This window comes from Sporomusa sp., from assembly GCF_035561155.1.
Classification (GTDB): Bacteria; Bacillota; Negativicutes; order Sporomusales; family Sporomusaceae; genus Sporomusa.
In genome coordinates, this window is sequence record NZ_DATMYD010000150.1 from 23,990 (window position 1) to 35,444 (window position 11,455).

Here is an 11,455-nt window from a genome sequence, read left to right on the forward strand (position 1 = left end):
CAAAAAAGCCTGAGGCAAGATTGCCTCAGGCTACTATTATTACTTGGCACCTTTTGTCTTCATTTCAAGACGACGCCGGTCTTCATATAGCTTCCAGGTAACCCAGATCTGACTGGAATTAAATATCGCAGAGTATGCGCCGGAGGTAAAACCAATCAAAAGCGCCAGAGAGAAGTTCTTGGTAGTCTCTCCGCCAAACAGATATATCGATCCTGTTGCAAACAGCACCGTAGACACGGTATAAATCGAGCGGGTCATGGTCTGCCAGATACTTCGGTTGACAAGATCTTCAAGACCATCTGCTTTTTTATATATTTTCAGGTTTTCGCGAATACGGTCAAAAATAACGATTGAATCGTTAATCGAATAACCGACAATTGTCAAAATAGCAGCAACAAAAGAAGCGTCAATCTCCTTTTGCAGAATTGAAAACAAACCCATCACAATCAATACATCGTGAACTAGTGCTGCAATCCCAGAAACAGCAAGTTTAAACTCAAAGCGATAGGATATATAAACAATTATGAGCGCCCAAGTGATTAAGAGCGCAAAAATCGCCTGTCGGGTAAGCTCTGAACCAATAACGGCTCCAACCTTTTCAATCCTGAGCACTTCAAAAGCACTCAGTTTGGTCTCAAAGCCTTTAAGTACATTCCGACGTTCATCTTCATTGAGCACATGTGTACGAATAAACACATTCGGGGACTTGTCTCCCTCTCCGGTTAAAGCCAGTTGTATTGTACTGTTTTCCAACTGATACTCTTTGAGTACATCCCGAACTTCCGCAACTGTAACCGGGCGAGCAAATTTAAGATCAAGCAAAGTGCCCCCGGTAAAATCAATGCCTAGATTAAAACCTTGAGTCATCATAGAGATCAGGCCGGGGATTAGGATGAGCGCCGAGAGTATAAACCACCATTTACGTTTACCGACAACATCGAATTTCATGTCCTTCTCCCCCTAAGCTCCGTAAAACTTGCAATCTTTAATTACATTGGCATGAATGAGCATTTTTAATAAAAATCTGGTAGCTGTAATGGCGGTAAACAAACTTAAAATTATCCCTAATCCCAAAGTGACTGCAAAGCCTTTAATAGGTCCTGTACCTAGAAAAAACAGTACTGCAGCTGAAATGACATGAGTCGCATTAGTATCTATTATGGTGGCAAATGCACGGTTAAATCCGGCGTCCATGGCAGACCGCAGCGTCTTTCCGGCGCGGCATTCTTCTTTAAACCGTTCGAAGATAAGCACGTTGGCATCAACGGCCATACCCATAGACAGGATTATCCCGGCAATACCTGGCAAGGTTAATGTCGCATTAAGCATTTTTAAACCAAATAACAGCAGCATTACAAACAAAACCAGCGAAACATTGGCCACAAAGCCCGAAAGTCGGTAGAAAAACAGCATAAAGGTAACAATGCAAGCAATACCTATGACAAATGCCTGCATACTCTTTGCTTTAGAATCTTCGCCTAAGGACGGACCAACAGTTCTTGTTTCCAAGACATCAACTTTAACCGGCAGAGCACCTGATCTGAGAAGTATTGCCAGTCGCTCAGCCTCTTCAATGGTGCGATTGCCTGAGATTACGGCCTTACCATTAGGAATAGCTTCCTGAACAACAGGATTTGTCAAAATCTGCTTGTCCAACAGGATAGCAATATGTTTGCCGACATTTTTGGCAGTCAAGTTGGCAAATTTTTTGGCACCTTCATCGGTAAACTCTATAGCTACTAATTTTTGGCCGCTTTGATCTATCTGCGCTTTAGCATCCTTCAAGTCTTTACCAGTCAATACTACGGCACCACTCTCATCCTGAAACTCCATCAACGCTGTTCTGCCGAGCATTTCAATGGCTTTTTCAGGATCTTTTACACCCGGAAGCTCAACAATAATCCGCCGTTCACCCTGACGCTGGACAATTGGCTCGGTAAGCCCAAGCTCGTTAATCCGGCGCTCAATAATGTGAACAACACGTTGCATGGCATCATCGTTAACTTGAGCCTCGGGAGTATCCGAAGCCTCTAGTACGACGTGTGTTCCGCCCTGTAGGTCAAGCCCCTGTTTGATGGATAGGGCCAGGGGCAGCATGTAATAGCCTGCAACAGTGAGAATTGCCAAAACAACAACCAGAAATTTGGTTAAATTTCCCCACCTCAAAAAGTTGTCCCCCAATCTTGCTTATATGTTCTTTTACGATTCGACTGTTGGCTATAATAAGTCATAATCGTTGATGACAAGCTTAAAGCGGCAATCTAAAAACTCGGCCGCTCGCCTGCACATAACCATGCGCAGTAAAAAGATTTCAAAATACTCCATGACCGGACAGATTTCCGTGTCGATGGTAACATGGAGAGTTACCGTACGGGAAGTCTTATCAACAAGCAGCTTACCGCTTTCGGCAGCATAGTTTACCCTGTCATGAATCTCGAATTTGGCAAAGTCACGATTAGTCACCCGTGCACGGTGAACATCAGATTTATCAGCCAGAATTAGCGCTGCAGCTACATGGTTAACGGCGTTACCGCGCTCTTCCTCATGGTTGCCAATGGCTGAAATGACTAACGCTATCTCTTCCGGCGGCATTCCCAGACGGCTAAGAATAGCATACGCCATTATCGCACCAGACCCGCCGTGATTATACCGGTTAATCATATTAGCAATGTCATGAAGATATCCGGCGATCGCCGCAAGCTCACACTCTCGCGCCGGATATTCCAGTTCTTGTAATACCTTATAGGCTAATGCCGAAACAATGCCGGCATGTCTGTGACCGTGCTCGGTGAAACCCAGACTCCCGAGATATTGAGTACTACGGGTAAGATAAACGTTTACTTCGTGGTCTGCTTTTAGTTGTGCAATAGTAAGAGGTTGTTCAATAGTTGATAATGACATTGACTAATTCCTCCGTTTATCAAAAAAATTAGCTTTTGCCCGCCCAATATCTCGTGCCATATTCAATTCATGGCAGAGTAAAGGCAAATGCAGTTAATTACATTTTGCCTTACCTGCACGTAAATATGCCTTCTTCACTAAGTAAATAATTTACTGGCCGATCATGGTCGTCAGTTGGTACCATATCCAATATTTGCGCAGCCCAAGCCGCGCCGATAAGCTCGGCTTTATTCGCCTTAAGCAGGAACCGATCATAATAACCGGCTCCCATCCCTAACCGTCGCCCGTCTTTGGCATAAGCTACCCCGGGAACGATGATAAGGTCAAGCTCACTTGGTTCCAAGAGTCTTAAGGTTGCCGGATTGGGAGTTAAGAGATTAAACTGCCCTACCACCAAATCATCAAGATTTGCGATGAGAGCAGCATCCATTAGCCCTCTAGTCTCACGCATATGCGGCACACATACAGTTTTACCGGCCGATAGCGCGTGAGAGATCACTTTCTCCATGTGAGGCTCATCAGGCATCGCCAGATACAGCATAATATTTTTAGCGGCTTGGTAGACTGGCCAAGAACACAGGTGCTCAGCAAATCGTTCACTACCGGCAGCAACTTGCTCCCGGGTCATTCCTCGTCTAACGGCTAAAATATTCTTACGCAATTCCATTTTGGCATTTTTATTCATTTCCATGATGCTTCCCCCTCCCCTTAAGAAAAGACTTGGTTTTATACCAAGTCCCTTTAGTCGAAACCGTAAGTATAAGCGACACTTATTAGGGTTTAGGCTGGTTTTGGTGATGGCTTACAGCGGTACGCGACACATCGACTTCAACTTTATCTGCAATTTTAATTGTTACAGTTTTTTCGTTTAGCGCAGTGATAGTACCGTATAGTCCGCCGATAGTCACAATCCGCTCGCCCTTCTTCAGATTATTTAAAAGTTCCTGGCGGCGCTGCTGTTCTTTCTTCTGTGGACGATAAAGCAAGAAATAGAAGATTACGCCCATTAAAATAATCGGCCATGAAGCCTGAATGGCTTGCATTATTTCGGGTGAAAACTCTGGCAAAATGAATCACCTCCTGTTGTCTGTTAGCCAGTATATTCCACACATTTGGCTTAAATCCTCTTATTATTTACGGTAATGAGACCAAAACTCTTCCCTGAAAGCTAAAAAGCGGTCTTCAAGGATAGCTTTGCGCATTTCCTTCATAAAATTCAGTAAGAAATGCAGGTTGTGAGTGGTAGTCAGCCGCAGACCGAAAATCTCTTCAGTTTTTAATAAATGTCTAATATAAGCCCGCGAGAAGTTCCGGCAGGTGTAACAGCCGCAATCCGGATCAATGGGCCGGAAATCCCGGGCAAACTCAGCATTTTTAACAACAAGTCGACCACGGCTTGTCATCACCGTGCCATTACGCGCCACCCGTGTCGGGAAAACGCAGTCAAACATATCAATGCCGTACATAACGCCTTCCAGTAAACAGTCAGGGGTACCTACACCCATCAAGTAACGGGGCTTATTCTCCGGCAGCAAGGGTACTGTGTGCTCCAACATTTCGTACATAAGAGGTTTCGGTTCTCCGACACTGAGTCCACCGACAGCATAGCCGGGGAAATCCAAGGAAATAAGATCTCTGGCGCTCATAGCCCGGAGGTCTTTATACATACCGCCTTGAACAATGCCAAACAACGCCTGATCCTTGCGGGTGTGAGCCTTTTTGCAGCGTTCGGCCCACCGGGTAGTTCGTTCAGTAGATTGACGGGCATATTCATGATCTGCCGGATACGGGACACACTCATCAAAAGCCATGATGATATCAGCGCCTAACGCCATTTGCACTTCAGTCGCTTTTTCCGGCGATAGAAAGTGCTTAGACCCGTCAATATGCGACCGAAAGGTAACTCCATCCTCTGTTATCTTACGAAGCGGTCCTAGGCTAAACACCTGAAAGCCGCCGCTGTCAGTTAAAATACCGCGATCCCACTGCATAAATTTATGAAGACCGCCAGCTTCAGCAACCAGATCGTGGCCTGGGCGTAGGTATAAGTGATAGGTATTGCTCAAGATTATGCCTGCCCCCATAGCTTTAAGCTCGTCAGGCGACATGGCTTTCACTGTGGCCTGCGTGCCGACAGGCATGAAAATAGGCGTATCAAACACACCATGCGGCGTATATAAACGACCTACCCTCGCCCCTGTTTTTGAACAGCGTTTAATGAGTTCGTATGTAATGGCCATAAAGAGCACCTCCAAATATAAAAAAAATTCAAATTAAATAATAAGCATAGCATCACCAAAGCTAAAGAAACGATAACGCTTATCCACCGCTTCCCGGTAGGCGTTAAAAATGTGCTCCCGACCAGCCAACGCGCTAATCAGCATTAGCAACGTGGATTGAGGAAGATGAAAATTGGTGATAATGGCTTTAACAATTTTGAACTCATAGCCTGGATAGATAAATATCTCAGTCCAGCCGCTTTTAGCCTCTAATTGCCCACTTGCGCCTGCAGTCTCTAACGTGCGTACTGCCGTGGTTCCTACCGCAATAACCCGGTTACCTGCCGCCAGTGTTTTATTCACAATAGCCGCAGTTTCTTCCGGCACTGAATAATACTCTCTGTGCATAACATGCTCTGTAATATTTTTGACAGATACCGGCCGGAAAGTCCCTAACCCTACATGCAGAGTAACAAAGGCTAAGTTGACCCCCATGCTCTCAATATTTTCCATGAGTTGACGGGTAAAGTGAAGCCCGGCGGTAGGGGCGGCAGCCGACCCCCGTTCCCGGGCATAGACAGTCTGATAACGTTCTTTATCTGACAACTGTGCTTTAATGTACGGGGGTAATGGGGTTTCCCCCAAAGCATCAAGAATTTCTTCAAAAACTCCCTGATAATCAAACCGGACTATACGGCCACCAAAATCAGTAGTACTCACCACTTCACAGCGTAAGGTTTCACCAAATTGGATTACTGTTCCCGGTCTGGCCCGTTTACCAGGCTTAACCAGTACTTCCCACTCATCTTTAGTTGTACGGTTTAATAAAAAGACCTCTACCTTGCCACCTGTTTCAGGCTTAACCCCAAACAGCCTAGCCGGGATTACCCGGGTATCATTAAAAACCAGGGTATCCCCTGGTTGTAGAAATTGCGGTAGGTTATAAAAATTTTTATGTTCAATCAGCCCTGTTTTCCGGTCAAGCAGTAGCAACCTGGATTGGTCACGCGGTTCTACAGGCTGCTGGGCGATTAGTTCTTCAGGCAAATAATAATCGAAATCTGAAACCAGCATGTAACTCCCTCATTATGGCCTATAAATAGGCTTTTTTAATTTGTACGCCTTGGTAGTAGTGTTTCAAAATATCCTTAAAATATTCGGTATTTCCAGGTTGAGCCTTTTCTGCCATAGCTTTAGCCCCCCACTGAGATAACCCTAACCCATGACCCCAGCCAAAGCCGGTAATAACAACAAAGTCAGTTGGATCGCCGTTAGTAGCACGAATATTGGGATTATCTCCGGTTGATAAAGATAACGTAATGTGAGGAGGTGGCACTGCTTTATCACTAGCACTATAAACCGGCAAAGCCAGTTCTTTAGGACCATGAGCAATTGTACTAATATCAAACAAAGTACTTTTCAAGTCTAGCATACTTCTTAGTTTAGTGCCTGATACCTGAACACTGCCGCTGGTTCCCAGCAGGCGAACACTTTTAACTCTCCCGGATACGCCGCGGTCAGCGCTAGTAACCGGGGGGGTACCAAGTGGTGATAATTCAACCGCTTGTAAGCTGCCAATGTTGTACCCTGCTTTAATAATAGCTTGATTAAGCTCCGCAATAGTCAACTTTTTTTCCCATTTAAAGTTCGGGCTGCTTTGGTCAAAGTCGGCCACACCTCGAAGATAAGGCAGCGGTAATGACCAGACGTTTTCGCTATTTTCGGTATAACCCCCTGAACTGCTGTGGAAATAAGCTGTAATTAATTTACCGCTATGCAGTAATACTAAGCCTCTTGTCGCGTCCACTGCTTCCAGTGACCGGGGCGTTTCGCTTTCCCGTCCCCCATACACCTGGCAGTCGGTAGTGGAGCATACATCAAAGCCGTCGGCCTTATGCTTATTGTAGTTAGCCAATGCATAGGTGCGTGCGGCTACAGCTTGCGCTTTTACGGCCTCAAGTGGCCACTCGGGCGAAATCTCATTTTTAATTACGCCGTATAAATATTGTTCAATCGGCAGAGTGTTAACCACAGTCAAGCCAGACTTGCCTGCCGTACGGTGAATACTTATATCTCCCCGGTATCGTCGTTTGTTAACATGTATAAGCTGTTCAACATAAAACAAAGCATCATCTTTTTTAACAACAATGTCCACACCTGCTGCTGCTACCGGCGCACCGTTAATAGCTAAGACCCCGTCTTGCATAGTGACGGTTGCCAGGTCCCTGGCACGAAAACTAGCCAATACTTTTGCTGCTCCGAAATCAACAAGATCAAAATTAGCATCAGCTGAAACCTGTACACTTTGCTGGTTGATTAAAATTCCCACACGAAGGCTTGGTTCAAATAATGATACAGTTTCATCCGCATCAGACGGCTGGGCGTATCCAGATAATGGCAGCAACAAAATAACAGCCAGCATTACCCATTTTAGCATATGTTTATGCACTGGCATACCTCCGAGGCTATTTTCTTGATATCAGGTTCAAAATTATCGTCAGAACAATACTCAAAATAATAGATGTAACAATCGGGAAATGGAAGCTAAAGTTACCCCGTTCAATATGTATATCACCTGGTAGCCTGCCTAAACTTAGAAACTTTCCACCAAAATGGAATATAGCACCGGCAATTAGTAAGATTACACCAAACAGCATCAGCAGCTTGCCGAATGAGTCAAAGCCTCCAGGCATCAGCTTTTCCCCTGACGAGGTTTGTAATAACGGTCTTTTTCGCTAAACACACAGCCGCAGTAAGGTTGGCGATACATCTCAAGTTCCCTGCTGATTTTGACTCCTTCTTGCCAGCCTGCCCGAAAGTCTACATAACAAAACTTGATTCCTTCGGCTCCGGCTGCTGCTTCGGCTGCTTCCTTTATTAACTCATGCTGCTGATAAGGACTGACTAACAGCGTTGTGCTAAAGCAGTCAAAACCATGCTCTTTGGCATACCTGGCTGTTTGTAGCATCCGCATATCATAGCAATACCGGCAGCGACCACCAGGGGCAGACAATGCCTGACGCAAAAATTCTTCCAGTGTATAGCTTTCATCAATGATTAGGTTATCAAGGCCAATTTTCTCAGCAAAATTTTTGAGTGTATCCAGTCGCTTAACAAACTCTTTGTATGGATGAATGTTCGGATTGTAAAAATATCCGGTTATCTCATACTCGGGGTATTCTTCCTGCAAATGTTTCATCGGAAATACTGAACAAGGGCCGCAACAGACGTGCAGCAGCATGCGCATCATTGAGTCACCTACCACAATTTTTCTTGAGCTTTACCTTTGTCTTCATATGAAATGTTGAGATGTGCGTAGGCTGCGGGGGTAGCGATTCGCCCTCGCGGCGTCCTTGCAATAAACCCCATTTGCAGCAAGAATGGCTCATACACATCTTCAATAGTCTCTGTTTCCTCACTAATGGCTGCAGCCAGGGTATCGAGTCCAACCGGCCCGCCGCTAAACTTCTTAATAATAGCATTGAGCATGCTCCGGTCGGTTTTATCCAGGCCACGCTTATCTACTTCTAAAAGCTCCAGCGCTTTATCAGCAAGGGCATCAGTAATTACACCATTACCTGTTACCTGGGCAAAATCCCGTACCCGTTTTAAGAGACGGTTGGCGATACGCGGCGTACCACGTGAACGTCGGGCAATCTCCAGCGCGCCACGGGGTTCAATATCTACTTTCAGAATTTCAGCTGCTCTGTTCACAATACATACTAAATGCTCTGTTTCATAATACTCCAGACGACAGATTACCCCAAATCTGTCTCTAAGCGGTGCTGCCAGAGCCCCAGCCTTAGTTGTTGCCCCTATCAGCGTAAATTTGGGCAAATCAAGGCGAATCGAACGGGCAGACGGACCTTTACCAATAATAATATCAAGCGCATAATCTTCCATTGCCGAATACAAAACTTCTTCCACCGCCCGGGATAGGCGGTGAATTTCGTCAATAAACAGTACATCCTTCTCACCCAGGTTGGTTAAAAGTGATGCTAAATCGCCAGGCCGTTCAATGGCCGGGCCTGATGTAATCCGGAAATTGACGCCAAGTTCGTTGGCAACAATGCCGGCTAATGTAGTCTTCCCCAGTCCAGGCGGACCATATAACAATACATGATCAAGCGCTTCACCTCTGGCAAGTGCTGCCTGCACAAATATAGACAAATTGTTTTTTACCTGGTCTTGTCCGATATATTCAACCAGCCGTCGCGGCCGCAGGCTATACTGCCATGAGTCAACATCCAGCTCGCCAGGCTCCATAACGCGTTCTTCCACCAGTTTGATACCCCCCAGTTACCTCCGGCCAAATTCCTTTAACGTAAGCCTAATCAATTGCTCCAACGACAGTTCTGCATGTTCTTTATTTTCACGTTCGTATACCCTTTTAATGACCGGTATGATCTCGGCATGGTTGTACCCCAGGGCAGCAAGCGCCTGCATGGCCTCCTGCATGATATCTCCCTGCAGACTCGTATCCGGTGCTTGCAGTCCCGCAACGCTTACATTAAACTCATTGCCAATACCAATTTTGTCCTTTAATTCCAGAATGATTCTTTCAGCCGTTTTCTTGCCAATACCAGGTAATTTGGTCAACATGGTGGCATTATTGGCGCTAATAGCTGCCCGGAAATTCTGCGGCGTAATCGCTGATAAAATACCGGCGGCCACTTTCGGGCCAATCCCAGATACAGAAATAAGGCTCAGAAATAGTTCATACTCTTCCTGAGTATGAAAGCCATGTAAAGTCAGCGCATCCTCGCGCACATTAAGATATGTAAATAATGTTGTCGATTGACCAACCGCTAGTTTCTGTCTAGTAGAATTAGGGATAAATAACCGGTAGCCAATTCCCTGTACATCAACAAAACAATAATCGGTAAATAAATGTGTAACTATTCCTTTAACATAACCTATCATTCGTTATCCTCATCCTGTTTATACTTCCACAGTGTATGGTACAGATGGCCACAGCCAGCGCATCAGCGGCATCATCAGGATGCGGCTTGTTGGGTAAATTCAACAATCTTTGCGTCATATATATAACCTGTTCTTTAGTTGCTTTACCATAACCCGTAACTGCCTGCTTCACCTGTAATGGTGTGAATTCGGCAAGCTTGAGGTCATTCTGTGCTGCCGCCAAGAGTACTACCCCTCTGGCTTGCCCTACAGCCATCACCGTACGTACATTCTTATTCATAAACAATTGCTCGACACCCATGATATCTGGATTATATTGTTTAATAAGAAGATCAATCTCCCGATGAATTTTTTTGAGTCGCATAGCGCCCTCCATGTCAGGTGTAGTTTCAACGACACCATAGGCAAGCGCTTTTAATCTGCTTCCTTGTGCTTCGACCAGACCATAACCACATATAGCTGTGCCGGGGTCGATTCCTAATGCTATCATTTGCTGCCCCCTTTTCCTGGCTATATTCGACAACTTTGTTCCATTTTCCTGTTAATTAAAAGCAAAAAGAGAGGTTTCCCTCTCTTTAGCGCGCCTGCATTCCCTCTAATGTTCTTAGCAATTCCTCTTTGGACTGCACAACCAGACCCTGATGCAATTCTTGGACGTCTTGCGGCATCAGAGCAGTAATCGGTATTTTTGTTACTTCCTTTACAATGGCTTTTGGTCCGGGTACTCCGTAAAAAACAGCAACATGATCGTCTTTGATACCAAGAAACATATTATTAGCATGCTCTCGGCATAAGCTATCCACCTTCAGTGACATCTCAACTTCTTTAGTATCAAACTTTTCAATCGACCAACCGGTATAGATCTTTTGTACCTGATTAAAATTAAGCCCCACTAAATTATCTGGTGGCTTAGTTCTAAATACTTCTTCATCTTTGCACTTGGTATAGATAATCTTTTGCACTACATCAGTATTTGCCGAAATCTTAATTTTCCCATCTTGCTTTACAACTTCACTCTCTTGCGGAGGAACAGGCAGTTTGCCTTCATCGTTAACCTGAAAAGCATAATAACCGATACCAGACAATAATAAAATTAGGCCACCGATCAATACAGGCCTGAAAAACGCATGTTTACCAAGCGACTTAACCTGATATAACGAGGAAAGTTTAGCAATAAATTTAGATAACATACAGACAACACTCCTTTCTATAGTGTCGCCAGTATTTTTACCAAATTATACAAAAAATATACATATTAGCGCAAAAGCCTAAGATAAAGTAGACTTAGCTTCAGGTGGGGTTTTAACCCCATCTGAAGGTTAGTCGCCCTTATCCAGGGACTTAGCCGCTCGCCTGTGCCCTTTGGGTATAACTCCCACTTGTAGAAGATGGGAGTCTTAGAGCGGGTTAGT

General features: G+C 45.0%; 14 protein-coding genes. All 14 read right to left on the reverse strand.

What is annotated here, in order from left to right:
• Positions 1–39: 39 nt before the first annotated feature.
• Entirely contained in the window at positions 40–948 is a 909-nt protein-coding gene (secF, locus tag VN447_RS19935; RefSeq protein ID WP_325527586.1) for a protein translocase subunit SecF, read from the reverse strand.
• Positions 949–960: 12 nt separating this feature from the next.
• A complete protein-coding gene (gene secD, locus VN447_RS19940) occupies positions 961–2,166 on the reverse strand; it encodes a protein translocase subunit SecD (protein WP_325527588.1) in 1,206 nt (401 codons plus the stop codon).
• 51 nt (positions 2,167–2,217) lie between these two features.
• Entirely contained in the window at positions 2,218–2,901 is a 684-nt protein-coding gene (locus VN447_RS19945; RefSeq protein ID WP_325527589.1) for a phosphohydrolase, read from the reverse strand.
• 109 nt (positions 2,902–3,010) lie between these two features.
• The gene (locus VN447_RS19950) at positions 3,011–3,592 is read right to left on the reverse strand and encodes a 5-formyltetrahydrofolate cyclo-ligase (protein ID WP_325527591.1); all 582 of its coding nucleotides are present in this window, start codon (positions 3,590–3,592) and stop codon (positions 3,011–3,013) included.
• 82 nt (positions 3,593–3,674) lie between these two features.
• The gene (yajC, locus tag VN447_RS19955; protein ID WP_325527593.1) at positions 3,675–3,968 is read right to left on the reverse strand and encodes a preprotein translocase subunit YajC; all 294 of its coding nucleotides are present in this window, start codon (positions 3,966–3,968) and stop codon (positions 3,675–3,677) included.
• 63 nt (positions 3,969–4,031) lie between these two features.
• The gene (gene tgt / locus VN447_RS19960; RefSeq protein ID WP_325527595.1) at positions 4,032–5,141 is read right to left on the reverse strand and encodes a tRNA guanosine(34) transglycosylase Tgt; all 1,110 of its coding nucleotides are present in this window, start codon (positions 5,139–5,141) and stop codon (positions 4,032–4,034) included.
• Positions 5,142–5,174: 33 nt separating this feature from the next.
• Positions 5,175–6,194: a tRNA preQ1(34) S-adenosylmethionine ribosyltransferase-isomerase QueA gene (gene queA, locus VN447_RS19965; protein WP_325527597.1), complete on the reverse strand. Its 1,020-nt coding sequence runs from the start codon at positions 6,192–6,194 to the stop codon at positions 5,175–5,177.
• Between the two features lie 19 nt (positions 6,195–6,213).
• The gene (locus tag VN447_RS19970; RefSeq protein ID WP_325527599.1) at positions 6,214–7,569 is read right to left on the reverse strand and encodes a SpoIID/LytB domain-containing protein; all 1,356 of its coding nucleotides are present in this window, start codon (positions 7,567–7,569) and stop codon (positions 6,214–6,216) included.
• 16 nt (positions 7,570–7,585) lie between these two features.
• Positions 7,586–7,813: a DUF2905 domain-containing protein gene (locus VN447_RS19975; RefSeq protein WP_325527601.1), complete on the reverse strand. Its 228-nt coding sequence runs from the start codon at positions 7,811–7,813 to the stop codon at positions 7,586–7,588.
• Positions 7,813–8,370, reverse strand: a complete 558-nt coding sequence (locus tag VN447_RS19980; RefSeq protein WP_325527603.1) for an epoxyqueuosine reductase QueH — start codon at positions 8,368–8,370, stop codon at positions 7,813–7,815. The genes VN447_RS19975 and VN447_RS19980 overlap by 1 nt, the downstream gene beginning before the upstream one ends.
• A gap of 8 nt (positions 8,371–8,378) precedes the next feature.
• Positions 8,379–9,386, reverse strand: a complete 1,008-nt coding sequence (ruvB, locus tag VN447_RS19985; protein ID WP_414714931.1) for a Holliday junction branch migration DNA helicase RuvB — start codon at positions 9,384–9,386, stop codon at positions 8,379–8,381.
• A 33-nt stretch (positions 9,387–9,419) separates the two neighbouring features.
• Complete coding sequence (gene ruvA / locus VN447_RS19990; RefSeq protein WP_325527607.1) at positions 9,420–10,043, reverse strand: Holliday junction branch migration protein RuvA; 624 nt, start codon at positions 10,041–10,043, stop codon at positions 9,420–9,422.
• Positions 10,027–10,533, reverse strand: coding sequence for a crossover junction endodeoxyribonuclease RuvC (gene ruvC / locus VN447_RS19995; RefSeq protein ID WP_325527609.1), 507 nt, complete (start codon positions 10,531–10,533; stop codon positions 10,027–10,029). The genes ruvA and ruvC overlap by 17 nt, the downstream gene beginning before the upstream one ends.
• A gap of 85 nt (positions 10,534–10,618) precedes the next feature.
• A complete protein-coding gene (locus VN447_RS20000) occupies positions 10,619–11,233 on the reverse strand; it encodes a BofC C-terminal domain-containing protein (protein WP_325527611.1) in 615 nt (204 codons plus the stop codon).
• Positions 11,234–11,455: the final 222 nt, after the last annotated feature.

Bases quoted from the DNA above. Each gene is read 5' to 3' on its own strand.
- VN447_RS19980 (WP_325527603.1), bottom strand. From the start codon at position 8,370: ATGATGCGCATGCTGCTGCACGTCTGTTGCGGCCCTTGTTCAGTATTT.
- ruvC (WP_325527609.1), bottom strand. From the start codon at position 10,533: ATGATAGCATTAGGAATCGACCCCGGCACAGCTATATGTGGTTATGGT.
- ruvA (WP_325527607.1), bottom strand. From the start codon at position 10,043: ATGATAGGTTATGTTAAAGGAATAGTTACACATTTATTTACCGATTAT.
- queA (WP_325527597.1), bottom strand. From the start codon at position 6,194: ATGCTGGTTTCAGATTTCGATTATTATTTGCCTGAAGAACTAATCGCC.
- tgt (WP_325527595.1), bottom strand. From the start codon at position 5,141: ATGGCCATTACATACGAACTCATTAAACGCTGTTCAAAAACAGGGGCG.
- ruvB (WP_414714931.1), bottom strand. From the start codon at position 9,386: ATGGAGCCTGGCGAGCTGGATGTTGACTCATGGCAGTATAGCCTGCGG.
- secF (WP_325527586.1), bottom strand. From the start codon at position 948: ATGAAATTCGATGTTGTCGGTAAACGTAAATGGTGGTTTATACTCTCG.
- VN447_RS19975 (WP_325527601.1), bottom strand. From the start codon at position 7,813: ATGCCTGGAGGCTTTGACTCATTCGGCAAGCTGCTGATGCTGTTTGGT.
- VN447_RS19950 (WP_325527591.1), bottom strand. From the start codon at position 3,592: ATGGAAATGAATAAAAATGCCAAAATGGAATTGCGTAAGAATATTTTA.
- VN447_RS20000 (WP_325527611.1), bottom strand. From the start codon at position 11,233: ATGTTATCTAAATTTATTGCTAAACTTTCCTCGTTATATCAGGTTAAG.
- VN447_RS19945 (WP_325527589.1), bottom strand. From the start codon at position 2,901: ATGTCATTATCAACTATTGAACAACCTCTTACTATTGCACAACTAAAA.